Origin of the sequence: Streptomyces sp. NPDC005706, assembly GCF_040631045.1 — a bacterium.
Lineage (GTDB): Bacteria > Actinomycetota > Actinomycetes > Streptomycetales > Streptomycetaceae > Streptomyces.
This window is the reverse complement of record NZ_JBEXYS010000005.1, coordinates 203,846-224,175: the sequence shown is the minus strand read 5'-3', so window position 1 is coordinate 224,175 and position 20,330 is coordinate 203,846. Positions and strand designations below refer to the sequence as shown.

At 72.1% G+C, this 20,330-nt stretch carries 19 protein-coding genes; 15 read left to right on the top strand and 4 right to left on the bottom strand.

Translation table 11 applies throughout. The annotated features are described in order from the left end of the window. The first annotated feature begins 36 nt into the window (after positions 1 to 36). The 4 genes from dnaJ to ABZ478_RS12275 all read left to right on the top strand — a co-directional run bounded on the left by dnaJ (position 37) and on the right by ABZ478_RS12275 (position 4,314). Complete coding sequence (dnaJ, locus tag ABZ478_RS12290; protein ID WP_359547929.1) at positions 37 to 1,206, top strand: molecular chaperone DnaJ; 1,170 nt, start codon at positions 37 to 39, stop codon at positions 1,204 to 1,206. Positions 1,207 to 1,213: 7 nt separating this feature from the next. Next, positions 1,214 to 1,672: a helix-turn-helix domain-containing protein gene (locus tag ABZ478_RS12285; protein ID WP_359547926.1), complete on the top strand. Its 459-nt coding sequence runs from the start codon at positions 1,214 to 1,216 to the stop codon at positions 1,670 to 1,672. A 307-nt stretch (positions 1,673 to 1,979) separates the two neighbouring features. Beyond that, positions 1,980 to 3,086 carry a substrate-binding domain-containing protein gene (locus ABZ478_RS12280; protein ID WP_359547924.1) on the top strand — a complete coding sequence of 369 codons (1,107 nt, stop codon included), beginning with the start codon at positions 1,980 to 1,982 and terminating at the stop codon, positions 3,084 to 3,086. A 175-nt stretch (positions 3,087 to 3,261) separates the two neighbouring features. Beyond that, on the top strand, positions 3,262 to 4,314 hold the full coding sequence (locus ABZ478_RS12275; protein ID WP_358933090.1) for a helix-turn-helix transcriptional regulator: 1,053 nt from the start codon (positions 3,262 to 3,264) through the stop codon (positions 4,312 to 4,314). A 23-nt stretch (positions 4,315 to 4,337) separates the two neighbouring features. On the opposite strand, the gene ABZ478_RS12270 is transcribed toward ABZ478_RS12275, so the two are convergent. Then, on the bottom strand, positions 4,338 to 5,321 hold the full coding sequence (locus tag ABZ478_RS12270) for a helix-turn-helix transcriptional regulator (RefSeq protein ID WP_359547922.1): 984 nt from the start codon (positions 5,319 to 5,321) through the stop codon (positions 4,338 to 4,340). Positions 5,322 to 5,525: 204 nt separating this feature from the next. Between ABZ478_RS12270 and ABZ478_RS12265 the strand changes: the two genes are divergently transcribed. Together ABZ478_RS12265 and ABZ478_RS12260 are read left to right on the top strand one after the other, a co-directional pair. Beyond that, complete coding sequence (locus ABZ478_RS12265; RefSeq protein WP_199211336.1) at positions 5,526 to 5,714, top strand: hypothetical protein; 189 nt, start codon at positions 5,526 to 5,528, stop codon at positions 5,712 to 5,714. Continuing rightward, entirely contained in the window at positions 5,711 to 6,046 is a 336-nt protein-coding gene (locus ABZ478_RS12260; protein ID WP_358933086.1) for a hypothetical protein, read from the top strand. The genes ABZ478_RS12265 and ABZ478_RS12260 overlap by 4 nt, the downstream gene beginning before the upstream one ends. Before the next feature lie 146 nt (positions 6,047 to 6,192). On the opposite strand, the gene ABZ478_RS12255 is transcribed toward ABZ478_RS12260, so the two are convergent. Beyond that, positions 6,193 to 6,606: a TIGR03618 family F420-dependent PPOX class oxidoreductase gene (locus ABZ478_RS12255; RefSeq protein ID WP_359547920.1), complete on the bottom strand. Its 414-nt coding sequence runs from the start codon at positions 6,604 to 6,606 to the stop codon at positions 6,193 to 6,195. Between the two features lie 141 nt (positions 6,607 to 6,747). Here ABZ478_RS12255 and clpB point away from each other — a divergent pair, with 141 nt between their 5' ends. Further along, positions 6,748 to 9,345, top strand: a complete 2,598-nt coding sequence (gene clpB / locus ABZ478_RS12250) for an ATP-dependent chaperone ClpB (RefSeq protein ID WP_359547918.1) — start codon at positions 6,748 to 6,750, stop codon at positions 9,343 to 9,345. Between the two features lie 173 nt (positions 9,346 to 9,518). Continuing rightward, positions 9,519 to 10,049 carry a YbjN domain-containing protein gene (locus ABZ478_RS12245; RefSeq protein ID WP_359547916.1) on the top strand — a complete coding sequence of 177 codons (531 nt, stop codon included), beginning with the start codon at positions 9,519 to 9,521 and terminating at the stop codon, positions 10,047 to 10,049. 45 nt (positions 10,050 to 10,094) lie between these two features. On the opposite strand, the gene ABZ478_RS12240 is transcribed toward ABZ478_RS12245, so the two are convergent. Then, complete coding sequence (locus tag ABZ478_RS12240) at positions 10,095 to 11,279, bottom strand: pyridoxal phosphate-dependent aminotransferase (RefSeq protein WP_359547914.1); 1,185 nt, start codon at positions 11,277 to 11,279, stop codon at positions 10,095 to 10,097. 140 nt (positions 11,280 to 11,419) lie between these two features. Between ABZ478_RS12240 and ABZ478_RS12235 the strand changes: the two genes are divergently transcribed. The 3 genes from ABZ478_RS12235 to ABZ478_RS12225 all read left to right on the top strand — a co-directional run bounded on the left by ABZ478_RS12235 (position 11,420) and on the right by ABZ478_RS12225 (position 14,420). Then, positions 11,420 to 11,809, top strand: coding sequence for a hypothetical protein (locus ABZ478_RS12235; protein WP_359547912.1), 390 nt, complete (start codon positions 11,420 to 11,422; stop codon positions 11,807 to 11,809). Between the two features lie 348 nt (positions 11,810 to 12,157). Further along, positions 12,158 to 12,703, top strand: a complete 546-nt coding sequence (locus ABZ478_RS12230) for a DUF2617 family protein (protein ID WP_359547910.1) — start codon at positions 12,158 to 12,160, stop codon at positions 12,701 to 12,703. A 79-nt stretch (positions 12,704 to 12,782) separates the two neighbouring features. Beyond that, the gene (locus tag ABZ478_RS12225) at positions 12,783 to 14,420 is read left to right on the top strand and encodes a polyamine aminopropyltransferase (protein WP_359547909.1); all 1,638 of its coding nucleotides are present in this window, start codon (positions 12,783 to 12,785) and stop codon (positions 14,418 to 14,420) included. Between the two features lie 16 nt (positions 14,421 to 14,436). Here the strand turns inward: ABZ478_RS12225 and ABZ478_RS12220 are convergent, their stop codons facing one another. Next, positions 14,437 to 16,722, bottom strand: coding sequence for a SpoIIE family protein phosphatase (locus ABZ478_RS12220; protein ID WP_359547906.1), 2,286 nt, complete (start codon positions 16,720 to 16,722; stop codon positions 14,437 to 14,439). 176 nt (positions 16,723 to 16,898) lie between these two features. On the opposite strand from ABZ478_RS12220, the gene ABZ478_RS12215 reads away from it, so the two are divergent. The 4 genes from ABZ478_RS12215 (at position 16,899) to fbaA (ending at position 20,267) form a co-directional block, all read left to right on the top strand. Next, positions 16,899 to 17,660, top strand: a complete 762-nt coding sequence (locus ABZ478_RS12215; protein ID WP_359547904.1) for an SRPBCC domain-containing protein — start codon at positions 16,899 to 16,901, stop codon at positions 17,658 to 17,660. A gap of 77 nt (positions 17,661 to 17,737) precedes the next feature. Continuing rightward, entirely contained in the window at positions 17,738 to 18,526 is a 789-nt protein-coding gene (locus ABZ478_RS12210) for an aldose 1-epimerase (protein WP_359547902.1), read from the top strand. Between the two features lie 10 nt (positions 18,527 to 18,536). Continuing rightward, the gene (gene pyrE, locus ABZ478_RS12205; RefSeq protein ID WP_359547900.1) at positions 18,537 to 19,088 is read left to right on the top strand and encodes an orotate phosphoribosyltransferase; all 552 of its coding nucleotides are present in this window, start codon (positions 18,537 to 18,539) and stop codon (positions 19,086 to 19,088) included. 156 nt (positions 19,089 to 19,244) lie between these two features. Next, positions 19,245 to 20,267, top strand: coding sequence for a class II fructose-bisphosphate aldolase (fbaA, locus tag ABZ478_RS12200; protein WP_359547898.1), 1,023 nt, complete (start codon positions 19,245 to 19,247; stop codon positions 20,265 to 20,267). The last annotated feature ends 63 nt before the right edge of the window (positions 20,268 to 20,330 follow it).

Sequence of the window (20,330 nt, the reverse complement as noted above, 5' to 3'; positions counted from 1 at the left end):
CGTAATCACCGTGGACAGGAAGGAGGGACGTCGGGGATGAGTACCAAGGACTTCATCGAGAAGGACTACTACAAGGTCCTCGGCGTCCCCAAGGACGCCACCGAGGCCGAGATCAAGAAGGCGTACCGGAAGCTCGCCCGCGAGTTCCACCCGGACGCCAACAAGGGAAACGTCAAGGCCGAGGAGCGGTTCAAGGAGATCTCCGAGGCGAACGACGTCCTCGGCGATCCGAAGAAGCGCAAGGAGTACGACGAGGCGCGCGCCCTGTTCGGCAACGGCGGCTTCCGCCCCGGGCCGGGCGCCGGCGGCGGCAACTTCAACTTCGACCTCGGTGACCTCTTCGGGGGCAACCCGCAGAGTTCGGGCGGCTTCGGCGGCGGGCTCGGCGACGTCTTCGGTGGCCTGTTCAACCGCGGCGGCACGGGCACGACCCGGACCCAGCCGCGGCGCGGCCAGGACATCGACACCGAGGTGACGCTGAGCTTCACGGAGGCCATCGAGGGCGCCACGGTGCCGCTGCGGATGTCCTCCCAGGCGCCCTGCAAGGCCTGTTCGGGCACCGGCGACAAGAACGGCACGCCGCGCGTGTGCCCGACCTGCGTCGGCACCGGGCAGGTCGCCCGGGGCTCGGGCGGCGGGTTCTCGCTCACCGATCCCTGCCCCGACTGCAAGGGCCGCGGCCTGATCGCCGAGCACCCCTGCCTGGAGTGCAAGGGCAGCGGACGTGCCAAGTCCTCGCGCACCATGCAGGTCCGCATCCCGGCCGGAGTGACGGACGGGCAGCGGATCCGGCTGCGCGGCAAGGGGGCGCCCGGCGAGCGGGGCGGACCGGCGGGCGACCTCTACGTCGTCGTGCACGTCGGCGAGCACCCGGTGTTCGGGCGCAAGGACGACAATCTCACCGTCACCGTGCCGGTGACGTATCCGGAGGCGGCCCTCGGCGGCGAGGTGCGGGTCCCGACCCTCGGCGGCCCTCCGGTCACCCTGAAACTGCCGCCCGGCACCCCGAACGGCCGCACCATGCGTGCCCGGGGCAAGGGCGCGGTCCGCAAGGACGGCACCCGGGGCGACCTTCTGGTCACCGTCGAGGTGAGTGTCCCGAAGGACCTGTCGGGGAAGGCTCGTGACGCGCTCGAGGCGTATCGCGAGGCGACCGCGGGCGAGGACCCGCGGGCGGAGCTGTTCGAGGCCGCGAAGGGAGATTGAGAGCCCCATGGACACACCCGGCCGTCGGCGTAACCCGTATGAACTGACCGAGGAGACCCCGGTCTACGTCATCTCGGTGGCGGCCCAGCTCTCCGGGCTCCATCCGCAGACGCTGCGCCAGTACGACCGTCTCGGTCTTGTCTCCCCGGACCGCACGGCCGGGCGGGGCCGCCGCTATTCGGCCCGGGACATCGAACTGCTCCGTCAGGTGCAGGCGTTGTCCCAGGACGAGGGCATCAACCTGGCCGGTATCAAGCGCATCATCGAACTGGAGAACCAGGTCGTCGCGCTCCAGTCCCGCGTGGCGGAGCTGCAGGCGGCCCTGGAGGGCGCGGCGGCCGCGATGCAGCAGCGCGAGGCCGCCGTCCACGCCTCCTACCGGCGCGACCTGGTGCCGTATCAGGAGGTGCAGCAGACCAGCGCGCTGGTGGTCTGGCGGCCGAAGCGGCAGCAGCAGGCGGACTGACCGCCCACGGGAAGCGGCACCGGAAGGGGCCGGGGACGGGAGACCGTCTCCGGCCCCTTCCGCGTGCGCGGCGGCCCCGTCGGTTGCCCGGATCTTTGCCCACCCGTGAACTTCCTTTACGTGAAGGGTCCGTAAAGAGTGCTTGGAGGTGATTCCGCTCCTCCTTCACAGGTGCAGCGGAGCGTGCTGTTGCGCACTCGTTAAGTAGTTCCGCTTGACGCCGGGTGGCCGCTCCGCGTTGTCTTTTCAGACACCTGGGTCGTAAAGAAGCACCCACGTCCGGATCGCACCTGAAGTGAGCCCTCGAATGCGTCGTATCGCCATATCCGTGGCCGCGTCCACGATGATCCTTTCGCTCGCCGGGTGCGGCGTGCTGGACGCGACGGGAGACGGTGCGAGCGCGAGCCCGACGAAGGGTGACGACGTCACCGTCGGGCTGCTGCTGCCGGAGAAGGCGAACACCCGCTACGACAAGTTCGACTACCCGATCATCAAGGCCAAGGTGTCCGAACTGACCCGCAAGAAGGGCACGGTCCGGTACGCCAACGCGGACGCGGACGCCGCCCGGCAGGCCGGCCAGATGCAGACGATGATCGACGACAAGGTCGACGTCATCCTGCTCGACGCGGTCGACTCGCACGGCATCGTCGGCGAGGTGAAGAAGGCCAAGGAAGCGGGCATCCCGGTCATCGCCTACGACCGTCTCGCCGAGGGTCCGATCGACGCCTACATCTCCTTCGACAACGAGCTGGTCGGCGAGGTGCAGGGCCGCACGCTGCTCGAGGCCCTGGGCTCGGGCGTGGACACCTCCGACAAGGTCGTCATGGTGAACGGCTCACCCACCGACCCCAACGCCAAGCAGTTCAAGCAGGGCGCGGTGTCCGAGCTGAACGGCAAGGTCGACATCGCGAAGAGCTACGACACCCCCGACTGGAAGCCGGAGAACGCCCAGGCCTACATGACCAAGGTGATCGCCGAGATCGGCAAGGACAACATCGCCGCGGTCTACGCGGCCAACGACGGCATGGCGGGCGGGGTCATCAAGGCCCTGACGGCGGCCGGTGTCACCAAGCTGCCCCCGATCACCGGCCAGGACGCCGAACTGGACGCCGTGCAGCGGATCGTCGCCGGCGAGCAGTTCATGAGCGTCTACAAGTCCTACCCGGACGAGGCCCAGGCCGCGGCCCAGATGGCCGTCACCAAGGTGCAGGGCAAGGACATCCAGTTCGACGCGCTGACCCAGGACCGGGTCGACAGCCCCACCGACAAGGACATCCCGTCCCGGCTCGTCCAGGTGAGCGCCCTGACCCGGGGCAAGATCAAGGACACCGTCATCGCCGACGGCATCTACTCGGTCGGCGACATCTGCACGGCCAAGTACAAGGCGGCCTGCGCGTCGATCGGCCTGAAGTAGCCCGCGTCCCGCCCCCCCCCGCAGCTTGTTGCGGTGCGGCGGGCGGAAGATCGTACACAACGGCACATACCGGCCCTTTTCCCTGCCCGGTGCGGCCCGAGCCGTGTTGCGGACCCGGTCCCGGCCGCGCATAGTTGCGCTGCGGAAGTGGCAGCAACCGGGGGTGGAATGGGCGATGGCCGGGCACGGGGCGGAAGAGCACCCTCACGGTGCCGACCGGCTGTGCGGGGCCGGGGATCGCGTGTATTCCCGGGCCGTCCGCCGGGGTCGGGTGCCGCGCACGGACGCCGAGCCGGTGCCCTGCCTGCTGGAACTGGCCCTGCTGCACCCCGATCCGGACGACATGGACTGGCTGGTGCCGACCTCACCGCAGGAGGTCATGACCCGGCTGCTGCGCGGGGTCCAGGACGAGGTCAGGGAGAGCCAGCGGCGGGTGGGCTCGGCGGTCGCCGCCTTCGAGTGGTACGCGGGCCTGGGGCGGCAGCTCCAGGCGCTGTCGGCGTCCGGTGAGGGCACGGCCATCCGGGTGCTGGACGGGCTCTCCCGCATCCAGGCCGCGATGGACGAGGCGACCGCCGCGTGCACCGTGGAGGTGCTCACGGTGCAGCCGGGCGGCATCCGCCGCGAGGCCGAGCTGTCCGAGGGGCTGCACCGGGCGCTGGCGCTGCGCGGCCGGGGCGTGCGCATGCGCGACCTGTACACGCACGTGGCCCGGCACGGGCAGGGGCTGCTCAACTACCTGGAGCTGATGGGCGGGGCGGTCGAGGCCCGCACCCTGGACGAGGTCATCGACCGGCTGATCCTCTTCGACCGCACGGTCGCCTTCATCCCCGCCAACTCCGAGCGCACGATCGCCCTGGAACTGCGGCACCCGGCGCTGGTCGAGTACCTGGTGACCGTCTTCGAGCGGCTCTGGCGCCTGGCGCTGCCGCTGACGGCGCCGCTGCCCGACACCGGCATCGAGGGCATCTCGCACCGCGAGCGGTCCATCGCCGCGCTGCTCGCCGAGGGCCACCAGGACGCGGTGATCGCCGAACGGCTCGGCATCAGCGTCCGTACCTGCCGGTCGCACATCGCCCGGCTGTCGGACACGCTCGGTGCGGCGAGCCGGACCCAACTGGGCGTGCGTATAGCCCAGGTGGGCCTGGACCGGCCCCCGCACAGCGGACCGCCGGCCACGCCCGCCGCGCTGGGGTTGCCCGGCCAGGGCTCGCCGAGCGTGCGCTGAGGCGCCCGGGCCGCGCCCTCGCGTCAGTCGTGCTCCGCCGGGGCCGGCGTCCCGGACTCCGGGCCCGGTTCCTGGTCCAGCAGCCCGGAGCGGGCGATGAGATAGCCGAGCTGGGCGCGGCTGCCGCTGCCGAGTGCGGCGGCCAGCTTGGCGATGTGGGCCCGGCAGGTCCTTACGTTCATGCCGAGCCGGCGGGCGATCGCCTCGTCCACATGGCCCTCGACCAGGAGCTTGGCGATGGAGCGCTGCACTCCCGTGACGCCGTCGACCGGAGGAGCGTAGGCCGGCTCCTCCAGGAGGGGGACCGCGCGCCGCCAGAGCTGCTCGAAGACCTTGACCAGATACTCGACCAGCGCCGGGTGCCGCAGTTCGAGGGCCACCTGGCGGTCGTCGCGGGCGGGGATGAAGGCGACCTCACGGTCGAAGATCATCAGACGTTCGATCAGCTCCTCGAGCGTGCGGATCTCCACCTTGCCCTTGGCCATGATCTCCGCGTACGCGAGCGTCCCCTGGCTGTGGCGCACCGTGTGCTGGTACAGCGTGCGCATCGAGATCCCGCGGTCGATGACGGCCTGACCCCGTTTCAGGGCGATGCCCAGGACGTTCTCGCTGCGTCCGCCGCCGGGCTGCACGGTGAGCACCTCGTGCCGGCAGTCCGCCGTGGCCCGTTCGATCGCCTTGTTGATCCGCTCGATGCCCTCGTGCACCGTGACCGCGTTGGTATCCCCCGTAGTCTGGGCACTGATGGCCATGAATGGCTCGAAGGAATCGGTGAGTTCGATCGCGACGTGCCTGCGCTCCTGAATCTCTCGTTCGATCGGATGCAGGCGCTGGGCGAGCGCGGCGGCGGGCGGTACCGGACGCAGCCACTTGGGATCGTCCGGATCGGGGTGCAGCAGCGCGAGTTCCAGCAGACAAGGGGCGACTGCCACCTCCGGGCGGGCGACGCGTCCCAGCCGCAGCGCGTCGGCGTACAGGCGCTTGCCGTCTTCACAGAGATCTGTCATCCCGTGAGGATGATGTGTCTCGTTTGTGTGAGTATTAGGCAAATCTCCACCCCCCAGGGTCCTGTACATGCAGGAACATGATGCACCGCTTCTGTGGCTTTGACGTGGCTTGATGAGCCATCGTCTTGATGGCGGGGGAGAGACACAGGGGAAGTGAGGACGAAGCCCATCATGTGCAAGAGAATGCTTCGCTCAGTACTTGCCGTGGCCTTCTCCACAGGACTGGTCTTCGGCACGGTGAGCACGCTGGACCTCGGCTGGGACATCGTACGGCCGGCCGGTCATGCGGACTCCGCGCTGGATCTCGGCTGGGACATCACGCCCCGCACGAGCCAGACCGCGTCCGGGCAGGATCTTGGCTGGGACGTGGTGAGGGCGGGTGCGAGGGCATGACCACCCCGCCCGACGACCGGTCCTTCCGGCGAGAGATGGCCACCGCCTACCGCTCCGGTTGGCACTTCATCGACCTGGTCACCGCCATCCCCCACAGTGGTGACTCGTTGATGGTGACCGTGTTCGGAGAGCCGGTCGTCGTCACCCGGGACGATGACGAGGACGTACGGGCCTACCGGTGCCTGCGCAAGCCGCGCGGGGCGCCACAGCCGGTGCGGTGCGCGATCCGCTACGGCATGATCTTTGTGAACCTGGACCAAAGGGACCACCGCCTCGCTGAGCCGGAGGACCCGGAACTCACGACCATCTCAGCCACCCCCCGCAGTGCCTGACGCGATTCCCCCGTCGTAAAAGATCGCTCAGGTGCTTCCCCCCGCAGCGGCGTCACCGTGACCTGAACACGGTGACGCCGCTGCAGTTTTATGGGCACATTTCCGGGTGTGGGAGCGCGGCCACGCCGGCTGAAACCGATCGGTCGTCAGCCATGTCCGAGCGCCCGCTCGATCTCGATCTCGATCACCACCCGCCGCGGGTTCTCCGCCGGCACCCGGTGGTAGCGCTCGGCGTACCGCCGCTCCGCCTCCGCGACCCGCTCCCGGTCGTCGCGCACCCGTGCCCGGCCCTCCAGCGTGGCCCACCGGCGGCCGTCCACCTGGCACACCGCGACCCGCGCGCCCTCGTCACCGGCCGCGCGGACGTGGGCCGCCTTCGCGCTGCCGCCGTTCGTGATCACCCGGGCCAGCCGCGCCCCGGGGTCGTACGTGACCCCGACCGGCACCACGTGCGGGCTGCCGTCGGGGCGCAGGGTCGTCAGGGTGCACAGATGCCGTTCCCGCCAGAAGGCGAGATACGGCTCGTCCGGGGCAGCCGGGTCTACGGAGTGCTTGGCCATGGCCGAAACCTAGCCGCAATTTCCACCGCCCCGCGGTCTGCCGTGCCTTGAGTGGAATAGACTCAACTTTGTGTACGCTGGTCAAGTCAGCGCTGGGAAGGACCCGGCCGCCGAGCCGACGCCGAGGAGGAGAACGGACACGTGGACGCCGAGCTGACCAACAGGAGCCGGGACGCGATCAACGCGGCCGGCAACCGCGCAGTCACCGGGGGGCACCCGGACCTCACCCCCGTTCACCTGCTGCTGGCGCTGCTCCAGGGCCAGGACAACGAGAACATCACCGACCTGCTCGCCGCCGTCGAAGCCGACCAGGCCGCCGTACGCTCCGGCGCCGAGCGCGTGCTGGCCGGACTGCCCAGCGTGACCGGTTCCACCGTCGCGCCCCCGCAGCCCAACCGCGAGCTGCTCGCGGTCATCGCCGACGCCACCGAGCGGGCGAAGGCGCTCGGCGACGAGTACCTGTCCACCGAGCACCTGCTCCTCGGCATCGCCGCGAAGGGCGGCGCGGCCGGCGAGGTGCTCCAGAAGCAGGGTGCCGACGCCAAGAAGCTCGAAGAGGCCTTCACCAGGGCCAGGGGAGGACGCCGCGTGACCACCGCCGATCCCGAGGGTCAGTACAAGGCCCTGGAGAAGTTCGGTACCGACTTCACCGCCGCCGCCCGCGAGGGCCGGCTCGACCCGGTCATCGGGCGGGACCAGGAGATCCGGCGGGTCGTGCAGGTGCTGAGCCGCCGTACCAAGAACAACCCCGTCCTCATCGGTGAGCCCGGCGTCGGCAAGACCGCCGTCGTGGAGGGGCTCGCCCAGCGGATCGTGAAGGGCGACGTGCCCGAGTCGCTGAAGGACAAGCGGCTGGTGGCGCTCGACCTCGGCGCGATGGTGGCGGGCGCCAAGTACCGCGGCGAGTTCGAGGAGCGGCTGAAGTCCGTGCTCGCCGAGATCAGGGACTCCGACGGGCAGATCATCACCTTCATCGACGAGCTGCACACCGTCGTCGGCACCGGTGCCGGCGGCGACTCCGCCATGGACGCGGGCAACATGCTCAAGCCGATGCTGGCCCGCGGTGAACTGCGCATGGTCGGCGCCACGACCCTGGACGAGTACCGGGAGCGGATCGAGAAGGACCCCGCCCTGGAGCGCCGCTTCCAGCAGGTTCTGGTCGCCGAGCCGACCGTCGAGGACACCATCGCCATCCTGCGCGGGCTGAAGGGCCGGTACGAGGCCCACCACAAGGTGCAGATCGCGGACAGCGCGCTGGTGGCCGCCGCCACCCTGTCCGACCGGTACATCACCTCCCGCTTCCTGCCCGACAAGGCCATCGACCTGGTCGACGAGGCGGCATCCCGGCTGCGTATGGAGATCGACTCCTCCCCCGTGGAGATCGACGAGCTCCAGCGCTCCGTGGACCGGCTGAAGATGGAGGAGCTGGCGATCGCCAAGGAGACCGACCCGGCCTCCCGGGAGCGCCTGGAGAAGCTGCGCCGCGACCTCGCCGACAAGGAGGAGGAGCTGCGGGGCCTGACCGCCCGCTGGGAGAAGGAGAAGCAGTCCCTCAACCGGGTCGGTGAGCTGAAGGAGCGCCTGGACGACCTGCGCGGCCAGGCCGAACGCGCCCAGCGCGACGGTGACTTCGACACCGCGGCCAAGCTGCTCTACGGCCGGATCCCGGAGCTGGAGAAGGAACTGGAGGCCGCCTCCGAGGCCGAGGAGGAGGTCGCCAGGGACACCATGGTCAAGGAGGAGGTCGGCTCCGACGACATCGCCGACGTCGTCGGCGCCTGGACCGGCATCCCCGCCGGGCGCCTGCTGGAGGGCGAGACGCAGAAGCTGCTGCGCATGGAGGACGAGCTGGGCCGGCGCCTCATCGGCCAGACCGAGGCCGTGCGCGCGGTGAGCGACGCCGTGCGGCGCTCCCGGGCCGGGATCGCCGACCCCGACCGCCCCACCGGCTCCTTCCTCTTCCTGGGCCCGACCGGCGTCGGCAAGACCGAGCTGGCCAAGGCGCTCGCCGATTTCCTCTTCGACGACGAGCGGGCCATGGTCCGCATCGACATGTCGGAGTACGGCGAGAAGCACAGCGTGGCCCGGCTGGTCGGCGCGCCTCCCGGCTACATCGGCTACGAGGAGGGCGGCCAGCTCACCGAGGCGGTGCGGCGGCGCCCGTACAGCGTGGTGCTGCTGGACGAGGTGGAGAAGGCCCACCCGGAGGTCTTCGACATCCTGCTGCAGGTGCTGGACGACGGCCGCCTGACGGACGGCCAGGGCCGCACGGTCGACTTCCGCAACACCATCCTGGTGCTCACCTCCAACCTGGGCAGCCAGTTCCTGGTCGACCCGGTGAGCAGCGAGGCGGAGAAGCGGGAGCAGGTCCTGGAGGTCGTACGGACCTCCTTCAAGCCCGAGTTCCTCAACCGGCTCGACGACCTGGTGGTCTTCACGGCGCTGACCAAGTCCGAACTGGAGCGGATCGCCGGGCTCCAGATCGACCGGCTGGCCAGGCGGCTGGCCGAGCGCCGGCTCACGCTGGACATCACGCCCGAGGCGCTGGCCTGGCTCGCCGAGGAGGGCCTGGACCCGGCCTACGGCGCCCGTCCGCTGCGCCGCCTCGTGCAGACCACGATCGGCGACCGCCTCGCCAGGGAGATCCTCTCCGGCGAGGTCAAGGACGGCGACACGGTCCGCGTGGACCGCTTCGAGGAGGGTCTGATCGTGGGCCCGGTGACGGGCAAGACGCTCTGATCCGAGCGGCCGTGCGACCCGGGGGCGGGCGGTGCCGCCGGGCCGCACGGCGCCGCCGTGCGGCCCGTCCGGCCGGATCATGTCAGCCCTCGGCTGACAGGCCGCGTCGGGGCTTGCCACCCCCCTCCCCGCATGGGAGAGGATGGCGGGATCCGTACGAAGGGAAAATCACGGTGAGCATCGACCCGTCCTCGATTCCGAACTTCGGGGGCCAGCCCGAACCGCAGCCCCAGGGACCGGTGGGCCCCGTCGTCCCGGATCAGGATCTCGTGAAGCAGCTCCTCGACCAGATGGAGCTGAAGTACGTCGTCGACGAGGAGGGAGACCTCGCGGCGCCGTGGGAGCAGTTCCGCACGTACTTCATGTTCCGCGGGGAGGATGAGCAGGCGGTCTTCTCGGTGCGGACCTTCTACGACCGGCCCCACCAGATCGGCGAGAAGCCGCAGCTGCTGGAGTCCGTCGACGACTGGAACCGCCGCACGCTGTGGCCCAAGGTGTACACCCACACCCACGACGACGGCACCGTCCGCCTCATCGGCGAGGCTCAGATGCTGGTCGGCACCGGTGTCGACCTCAACCACTTCGTCTCCTCCACGGTCAGCTGGGTGCGGGCCGCGATCGAGTTCGACAAGTGGCTGGTGGAGCAGCTGGGCCTGGAAGACGAAGTGAACGAAGCGGAGAAGCCCGAGGACGACGGGGAGTAACCCCGCCCCGGCCGGTCCGGGGGCCACGGCCCCCGGACCCCGTCCTCACATGTTCCGCAGCCGCTCCGCCGCCTCCCGCAGCACCTCCGGGCGCTTGCAGAACGCGAACCGCACGAACGGCGCCCCCGCCTCGCGGTCGTCGTAGAACACCGCGTTGGGGATGGCCACCACGCCCGCGCGCTCCGGCAGCGCGCGGCAGAACGCGAAGCCGTCCTTCTCGCCGAGGGGCCGGATGTCCGTGGTGATGAAGTAGGTGCCGGCGGGCCTGAAGACCTCGAATCCGGCCTGGGCGAGCCCCTCCGCGAGGATGTCCCGGCGGTCGCGCATGTCCGCGCGGAAGTCCTCGTAGTACGAGTCGGGCAGGGCCAGGGCCTCCGCGACCGCGTACTGGAACGGCCCCGAGGACACGTACGTCAGGTACTGCTTTGCCGAGCGCACCGCCGTGACCAGGCTGGGCGCCGCCGTCACCCAGCCGACCTTCCAGCCGGTGAACGAGTACGTCTTGCCGGCCGAGCCGATCGTCACCGTCCGCTCGCGCATCCCGGGGAACGTCGCCAGCGGCGTGTGCTCGGCGTCGTCGAAGACCAGGCGCTCGTAGACCTCGTCCGTCACCACCAGCAGGTCCCGCTCCACCGCCAGTTCGGCGACCGCCGCCAGTTCCGTCCGGGTGAGGACCGTGCCGGTCGGGTTGTGCGGGGTGTTGATCAGCAGCAGGCGGGTGCGGTCCGTGACGGCCGCGCGCAGTTCGTCGAGGTCCAGGCGGAAGGCGCCGTCGTGCGGCCGGAGCGTCACCGGTACCCGGCGGCCGCCCGCCATCGCGATGCTCGCCGCGTAGGAGTCGTAGTACGGCTCCAGGGCCACCACCTCGTCGCCGGGCTCCAGCAGCGCCAGCAGGGAGGCCGCGATGGCCTCCGTGGCGCCGGCCGTCACCAGTACCTCGGTGTCGGGGTCGTACGACAGCCCGTAGCGCCGGAGCTGGTGCGCGGCGATCGCGGTGCGCAGTTCGGGGACGCCCGGGCCCGGCGGGTACTGGTTGCCGCGCCCGTCGCGCAGCGCGCGTACGGCGGCCTCCCGGATCTCCTCGGGGCCGTCGGTGTCGGGGAAGCCCTGTCCCAGGTTGATCGCCCCGGTCGACACGGCGAGGGCGGACATCTCGGCGAAGATCGTCGTGCCGAACTCCGCCAGACGGCGGTTGAGGTGCGGGCGCGCGGAGGAGGTCATGCCGGCCATCCTGCGCCCAAGCTCTGGACTTGCTCAACTCTGCTTTGGCGCGCTCGGCGGCCGGGCATCCCCCGGTCACCGCACGAGAGGCGGTGACAGCGAGGCGCCCACGGGGGGCCGCTTCGGGGGAAAGGAAGGAGGGCGGCGCCATGGAGATCGGATTCGGCCTGGCTCTGCTCGCACTGCTGATCATCGCGGGGGCGGCGGACCGGGCGCGCAGGAAGCGGGCCGGGAACAGGGGCCCGGGCCTCAAGAAGGGCAGGACCCGTTCGGCCGGCCGGTCCCGCTCGTCCCGCACGAGGTCCTCGTCGTCCTCGTCGTCGTACGACAGCGGCGCCAGTTGGTGGGTCGCCGGCGCGGCGGACACCGGATCGTCGTCCGGCGGCCACCACGGCTCAGGCCACTCCGGTGGCCACCACTCCTGCGGGGGCGGAGGGCACTCGTCGTGCGGCGGCGGCTCCTCCTCCTGCGGCGGCGGCTCGTCCTGCGGCGGAGGGTCCTCGTGCGGGGGCGGCGGTGGCTGCGGGGGAGGCAGCTGACGGAGCACGAGCGGGGGAGGCGGCCGGCGCGGGGCGGCCGGCTTCCGGGGCCCGGGCGCCCGCCGGAGGAACGCATCCGGCGGGCGCCCGGGTGCTTGCCGGCCGCGCGCCCGGCGCACGCCGTAGTTGAACAGTTGAGCTGTGGAGCCCTCTGAGGGATGGAAACCCCACGAACTTGGGTAAAAACGCTGTGGTGGCGCCACTGTTCATGATTCCCTCTAATTCACCAACGCGGCCGTCCTACTCACCGACACAGCCCTCGGACTCCCGCAGTCGCCCCCACCGGCCGGGCTGACTGGGCTGACAAGGCCGAACTCCCCCCTCCTTGTTCGTTAGCGGAGCCGACCCATGCTCACGACCCTGAACACCTCCTACACCGACACCCGTGCCGCCGACCTCGCCTGGGCCCTCGGCCGCGAACCGCTGCCCGCACTGGCCACCCTCGACCTCGAACTGGGTGGCTCCCACCTGCAGTTGCGGCTCCTCGGCGCCTCCCACCAGGTGCTGCTCGATGAGGAGCGGGGGCGATGTTCGGAGACGGTCGCGTGCATCGCCGGTTCCAGCACCCCGCTTCCGCTGGGTGTGGCCAAGCGCGTCGACGACTGGGAGTACGAGTTCGCGGCGCGCGTCGAGGTGCTCACGCCGGGCTCGTTCGAGGGCCGCGCACAGGAGTTGCTGGCCCTCGTCTCCGACCATCCGCACGGCCTCGTCGGCGTCTTCCCCGGCAGCCCGCATGCCTTCACCGCGCTGCTGGCCCAGTGGCACGAGGGCCAGGTCCACTGGCGCACCTGGCACGCCTACCCGCAGGACGGGCAGTTGGTGGCGACCCGGACGCGGGTCGGGGCGCGGGTCCCGGCCGGCCGGACGGGGTCACACGCGTTCCGCGCGGCATAAACCAGTAATGCGTCAACTGCCCGGAGATCCACACGTGTGGGTGACGAAGCGTACCGAGTGCGTGACGTAACGTCGCAGCGTGATCGATCCGCACGCTCCCGCTCCGCCGGCGGCCCCGCCCTGGACAGGTCCCGCACGGCTGCCCGTCCGGCCCGGCACCGGGCGGTTCCTGGTCCTCGTGTGCGTCTTCGTGTGCGCGGCCTGCGGGCTGGTGTACGAACTCGAACTCGTCGCCTTCGCCTCGTACCTGATCGGCGACTCGGTCACCCAGGCCTCCGTCGTGCTGTCCGTGATGGTGTTCGCGATGGGCATCGGCTCCCTCGTGGCCAAGCGGCTGCGCTGGCACGCGGCCGCCGGGTTCGGCGCGATCGAGATCGTGCTCGCCCTGGTGGGCGGCTGCAGCGCGATGGCGCTGTACGCGGTCTTCGCCTGGACCGGCGGCTGGGGCGGCGTCTGGGCCGACGGCCCGCGCTGTCTGCTCGTCGCCTTCTCGCTCGCCATCGGCCTGCTCGTGGGCGCGGAGGTGCCGCTGCTGATGGAGCTGATCCAGCGCATCCGCCGCCAGGACGCGGGGGGCGCGGTCGCCGACCTGTTCGCCGCCGACTACGTGGGCGCGCTGGTCGGCGGTCTCGCCTTCCCGTTCCTGCTGCTGCCGTACCTCGGCCAGTTGACGGGGGCGCTGCTCACCGGCGCGGTCAACGTGATCGCCGGAGGCGCCCTGGTGCTCGGCCTGTTCCGCCGCGACCTGACCCGCCGCGCCCGCTGGACCCTGCTGCTGGTCGGCCTCACCGTGCTCGGCGTCCTCGCCGCCGCGGCCGCCCTCGCCGGCGACTTCGAACGCGCCGCCCGGCACGCGGTGTACGGCGGGGACGTCCGGGTCGCCGTGCGGACCGGCGTTCAGGAGGTCGTCCTCGCCGGCGGCACCGGCGGCCGGCCCCTCGACCTCTTCCTGGACGGCCGGCTCAGGGTCGGCGGCCGCGATGAACGCCGTTACCACGAGGCCCTCGTCCAGCCCGCGCTGAGCGGCCCGCACACGCGTGTGCTCATCCTCGGCGGCGGCGACGGACTGGCCGCCCGCGAGGTCCTGCGCCACCGCGACGTGCGCCGTGTCGACCTGGTCGAACTCGACGCCGGCCTCACCCGCCTGGCCCGCCGCGACCCCGGCCTGTCCGCCCTCAACGGCCACGCCTACGACGACCCCCGCCTGCGCCTGACGACGGCGGACGCCCTCACCTGGCTGCGCGGGGCGCCGGCGGGGACGTACGACGTCGTGATCGCGGACCTCCCCGACCCCGGCATCACCGCCAGCACCAAGCTGTACTCCCAGGAGTTCTACGGCCTGGCCCGCCGCGCCCTCGCCGCCGACGGGCGGCTCGTGGTGCACGCCGGTCCGGTCACCGCCCGCCCCCGGGCCTTCTGGACGGTGGCGTCGACCCTCCGGGCGGCCGGCTTCGCCACCGCCGCCTACCGGATCCCCGGCCAGGACTCCGGCTTCCCGGCCGGCCCCGACCGCTCGGCCGACGCCTCCCGGGCCCCACACGACTGGGGGTTCCTGCTGGCGGCACCGGGCGGTACGGCGCCGCGACTGCGACTGGACGCCGAGGGGCCCGCGCCCCGCACCCTGACCGGGAACGGCCTGGCGGCCGACGAGCGCGCCGCGGCCGCCACGCGGATCGGGGGGCTGCCGGCGTCGACGCTGGTGCACCCGCGGTACTGACCGGGGCCCGCGCGCCTCACGGGCAGCCGTCGAGGGACTGCTGCGCCCACACGGTCTTGCCCCCCGCCTGGTACCGGGTGCCCCAGTTGTCGGCCAGGGTGGCGACGATGAACAGCCCGCGCCCGGTCTCATCGGTGGTGCGGGCGTGCTTGAGGTGCGGAGCGGACATCGCGCCGTCACTGACCTCGCACGTCAGCATGCCGTTGCAGATCAGGCGCAGGCGCATCGGCGGGGCGCCGTAGCGGACCGCGTTGCCCACGAGTTCGCTGACGATCAGCGCGGTGGTGAACGCGGCCTCCTGGTCGACCCCCCAGGCCCGCAGCCGGCGCCGGGCCGCCTCCCGCGCGAACGGCGCGGCCTCGGGGCCCGCCGGCAGGTCGCAGCCGAAGACCCGGTCGGCGGGCAGCGCCGCGGTCCGCGCGAGCAGCAGCAGCGCGTCCTCCGACCGCCGCCCGTCGCTGACGGCGTAGGCGATGGCGTCGCACAGCTCGGGCAGCGGCTCGTGGGCGTGCTCGTCGAACAGGGCGCGCAGCGGCGCGGACGGGGCGAGGACCTCCCGCGCCAGGACGCGGGTGCCGATCGCGATCGTGCTCCCGGCCGTCAGGTCGACCGTGGTGGCCGGGAACGGGGCGTTGCCGGGGCCGGCGAGCAGCGGTCCCGCCGGTACGGAGACGACGGCCGGAGCGCCGCCGGGCGGCACCATGACGGGCTCCGAGAGACCCGCCCGCACGAAGGTGCAGGTGAGGTCGATCGGGTCGTAGACGGCGATCAGGCAGCTCGCGGTCAGCGGCTCGCGGTGCAGCGGGTCGCCCGTCGGCAGCGCGGCGCGTTCCGCGGCGAGGCGGGCCGCCGTGTCGCTCAGCCGGGCCATCAGTTCGTCCGGCGCCAGGTCCAGGGACGCCAGCGAGTGGATGACCGTGCGGAGCTGTCCCATCGTGGTCGCGGCGGCCATGCCGTGGCCGGCCACCTCACCGACGATCAGCGCGGTCCGAGAGCCGGCCATGCCGATCACGTCGAACCAGGCGCCGCCTCCCTCGGGGGCCGGCAGATGCAGATGGGACAGCTCCACCGTGTCCGGCAGGGCCGGCCGCTGGGGGAGCAGCCTGCGCTGCACGGTCGCGGCGATGGTCCGCTCCCGGGCGTAGCGCCGGGCGTTGTCGATGCACAGCGCGGCGTGCGCGCACACGTCGGCGGCGAGGGCGACGTCCGCCTCCTCGAAGGGATCCTCCTCCCGGTGCCGGTAGAAGCTGACCACTCCGAGCGCCTCACCGCGCAGCGCCAGCGGGGCGACGATCAGGGAGTGGGCGCCGGACGCCCTGATGGCGTCCGCCCGCGGCGGATCGGCGGCGAGCCACAGGGTGCCCTCCTCGACCGTGAGGAGCCGGGGCCGCAGATCGGTGAGCACCCGCGAGAACGGCGTGCCGTAGGGCAGCCGCCGCACCTCGCCCACCGGATACGCCGACACCACGCCCCGGAACGCGGCCCGGCGCAGCGGCACCTCGCGGCCGACCGGGACGAGGGGCGGCGCCTCCCCCCGCACCACCTCCTCGACCACCTCGACCACGGCGATGCCCGAGAACCGCGGCACGACCGCGTCCACGAACTCCTGGCAGGCGGCGATCACGTCGAGCCGCTCGCCGACCCGGCGCCGCACCTCGTCCACCACCGACAGCCGCCACAGGGCGTGTTCGCGTTCGGTCACGTCGATGGCCGAGGCGACCAGGCCGAGGATGTCGCCGCGCACGTTCTCCAGGCGTACGTAGGAGACGGAGTAGACGCCGTGCTCCCGGCCGGACGCGCCCGGCGTCACCCGCACGATCCGGTTCAGCTCCGCCCGGCCGCTGGCCAGCACCCGGCGGGCCGCCGCCTCCTCCTGCGCGGGGTCGGCCAGGCCGTACGCCCGGGAGAAGACCCGGCCCAGCAGCCGGTCCTCCGCCATGCCGCGCAGCGCGCGGGTCGCGGTGTTGACGCGGACGATGCGCAGCCGGTCGTCCAGCACGTGCAGGCCCACCGGTGACTGGGTGAACATCGCCCGCAGGATGGCGAGGTCCTGGCCGGACGCGGCCTCCGCCGCCGCGCACACGTCCCACACCAGCGCCTCGTCCGCCAGCACGGGTCTGACCAGCACCGGCGGCATCACGTCCGGCCGGGTGAGGCCGGCCGGGCCGCCGCGCAGCAGTGCCGCCACGGTCCGCCCGACGGCCTCCTCGGCGGACCAGCCGAACGTCTCCTGGGCCGCGCGGTGCCATTCGAGCACCCTTCCGGCCTCGTCGAGACGCATGAGCCGGTCTTCGCTGGGCATCGCGGCAACACCTCCGCCCCCATCCATGCCCGTGCCGCCCACCGGCCCGACCCGATCTTGGCAAGCTGCCGCCGTTCGGGGCATTCCCGGGCGCGTGGGCGGCCGCGGCGGCGGGTTCCACGCGCTCCGCGCGCGGGAGGGTGCGTTCCGGCCGGGACTGGGTAGGCTCAGCCGACATGGAGCACCAGGTCTTCGTTCCGGTTCCGGCCGACCGGCTCAGGGAGGCGCTCGCCGAGCCCGCCCGGGTCGCCCGGGCGGTCCCCGGGCTCCAGCAGGACGCCGGTGCCGAACCCGTCTCGGGACGGCTGAAGCTGCGGGTCGGCGGACACTCCGTCACCTACCGCGGGGCGCTGCGCGTCACGCCCCGCGAGGACGGCGGCTACGCCGTCGACGGCGAGGCCGGCGAGGCCCGCGGCAGCGGCACGGCCAAGGTCGCGCTCACCCTGCGCCTCGAAGGCACCGCCGACGGCACCACCGTCATGGTCGAGGGCACCGCGGAGGCGGACGGACGCATCGCCGAGCTGCCGGCGGACGCGGTGAGCTCGGCGGTGACGCGGCTGCTGAACCGCTTCGTGGAGAGCCTGGCGGCGAGCCCCGACAACCCGGACCGGGCACCGGGGCCGGAGTCGGTCTTCGACACCGAGGTCCCGCCGCCCGCCCTGGACGCCGCCGCGGACGACGGCACCGCCGCCGACCGCCCGGCGGACGACTTCGCCGACACGGGCGCGCCGCCCGCCGAGGCCGCGCACGCGCGCCGGACGATGATCGGCCGCAGCGCGGAGGAGGTCGACCACGCGCCCCCGCGCGGCCGCTACGCCCCCGTACCCGCTCCCCAGACCGGCGCCGGCCACCAGGTGCTGCGCTGGGCGGCCCCCGCGGCGGCCCTGGCCGTGGCCTCCGCGATCGTGGTGGGCCGCGCGCTGCGCCGCCGGCGCTGAGGAGTCCCCCCGACAGGCCGCCGTCCGTCACAGCCGTGCGGCGGACGCCCTCTTGATCGCCCAAGTAGGGTCGTCATGTGAGTAACGAAGACATCACGCTGACCGCGGGCGACGCGGAAGTGAGCGTGCGGCCCGGCAACGGCGGCCGTATCGGCGGGCTGCGGATCGGCGGCGTGGAGCTGCTGCGCCAGGGCGAGCGCTACGGCTGCTTCCCGATGGTGCCCTGGTGCGGCCGGATCCGGGAGGGCCGCTTCCTGGACGGCGCCACCGTCCGCCAGATGCCCCTCAACTCCCCGCCGCACGCCATCCACGGCACCGCGCGCGACGGTGCCTGGCGAACCGCCCGGGTGTCGGCGGACGAGGCCGTCATCACGTACGACCTGACCGACCCCTGGCCGCACCGCGGCCGGGTCACCCAGGTGGTCACGCTGACCGGGGACAGCCTGACCCTGACCATGTCCGTCGAGGCGTACGACGACTCCTTCCCGGCGCAGATCGGCTGGCACCCCTGGTTCCGCCGCAGCCTCGGCGGCTCGGACGTACGGCTCGACTTCAAGCCCGCCTGGCAGGAGGAGCGCGGCGCCGACCACCTGCCCACCGGCAACCGCGTCGACCCAGGGGCCGGCCCCTGGGACGACTGCTTCGGGATGCCCGGCGGCGTCGACGTCACCCTCACCTGGCCGGGGCAGCTGGAGCTGAAGGTGACCGGCCGCGAGGAGTGGGTGGTCGTCTACGACGAGCAGGACGAGGCGGTGTGCGTCGAGCCGCAGACCGGCCCGCCCAACGGCCTCAACACCCTCCCGCGCCTGGTCACCCCGCTGGAGCCGCTGGAGGCGACGACCACCTGGACCTGGCGGCGCCTCTAAGCTGGGCGCCATGACGGACGACGTACGCGGCGCGCTGCTGCAGCAGATCAAGGACAAGGCCGTGGTGCACGGCAAGGTGACCCTCTCCTCGGGTCTCGAAGGCGACTACTACGTCGACCTGCGCCGCATCACCCTCGACGGCGAGGCCGCCCCGCTGGTCGGCCAGGCGCTCCTGGACCTGACCGCCGACCTGGAGTTCGACGCGGTGGGCGGCCTCACCATGGGCGCCGACCCGGTCGCGGCGGCCATGCTGCACGCGGCCGCCGCGCGCGGCAGGCGGCTCGACGCGTTCGTGGTCCGCAAGGCGGCCAAGGCGCACGGCCTGCAGCGGCGGGTGGAGGGACCGGAGATCGCGGGCCGGCGGGTGCTCGTGGTGGAGGACACCTCCACCACCGGCGGCTCGCCGCTCACCGCCGTGGAGGCCGTGCGCGAGGCGGGTGCCGAGGTCGTCGCCGTGGCGACGATCGTCGACCGGGCCACCGGCGCCGCCGAGAAGATCGAGGCCGGTGCGGGCGTTCCGTACCGTTTCGCCTTCTCGAAGGATGAACTGGGTCTGGACTGACGCCCGGAATTGACCTGGACTTGCCCGTGGCTTGACCGGAGCCACTGGCACCGGGTCGGGTCTGGAAAGATGGGCACGACGATGACGTCACACCCAAGGTCTAGGTCAGGGCCGTAAGTACGCAGAACCCAACCCGCACACTCCAAGGAGCGGACCATGCCCATCGCAACCCCCGAGGTCTACAACGAGATGCTCGACCGGGCGAAGGCAGGCAAGTTCGCCTACCCGGCCATCAACGTCACCTCGAGCCAGACCCTGAACGCCGCCCTGCGCGGCTTCGCGGAGGCGGAGAGCGACGGCATCGTCCAGATCTCCACGGGTGGCGCCGAGTTCCTGGGCGGCCAGTACAGCAAGGACATGGTGACCGGTGCCGTCGCGCTCGCCGAGTTCGCGCACATCGTCGCCGAGAAGTACCCGGTCAACATCGCGCTGCACACCGACCACTGCCCGAAGGACAAGCTCGACGGGTACGTGCGTCCGCTGCTGACGCTCTCCCGCAAGCGTGTCGAGGCCGGCCTCAACCCGCTGTTCCAGTCGCACATGTGGGACGGCTCCGCCGAGACCCTCGCCGACAACCTGGAGATCGCGCAGGAGCTGCTGGAGCAGGCCCGCGCCGCGAAGATCATCCTCGAGGTCGAGATCACCCCGACCGGTGGCGAGGAGGACGGCGTCTCCCACGAGATCAACGACTCCCTCTACACCACGGTCGAGGACGCGATCCGCACCGCCGAGGCCCTGGGCCTGGGCGAGAAGGGCCGCTACCTGCTGGCCGCCTCCTTCGGCAACGTGCACGGCGTCTACAAGCCGGGCAACGTCGTGCTCCGCCCCGAGCTGCTGAAGGAGCTGGCCGACGGCGTGTCCGCCAAGTTCGGCAAGGCCGCCCCGTTCGACTTCGTGTTCCACGGCGGCTCGGGCTCCACCGAGCAGGAGATCCTGACCGCGCTGGAGAACGGCGTCGTGAAGATGAACATCGACACGGACACCCAGTACGCCTTCACCCGGCCGGTCGCCGACCACATGTTCAAGAACTACGACGGCGTCCTGAAGGTCGACGGCGAGGTCGGCGACAAGAAGACCTACGACCCGCGCACCTGGGGCAAGCTGGCCGAGGCCAGCATGGCCGCGCGCGTCGTCGAGGCCACGCGGAACCTGCGCTCGGCGGGCAACAAGATCAAGTAAGTCGCGTACGGCGGCTTCGGCGGGCCCGGTGCCTCGGCACCGGGCCCGCTGTATATCTGGTAC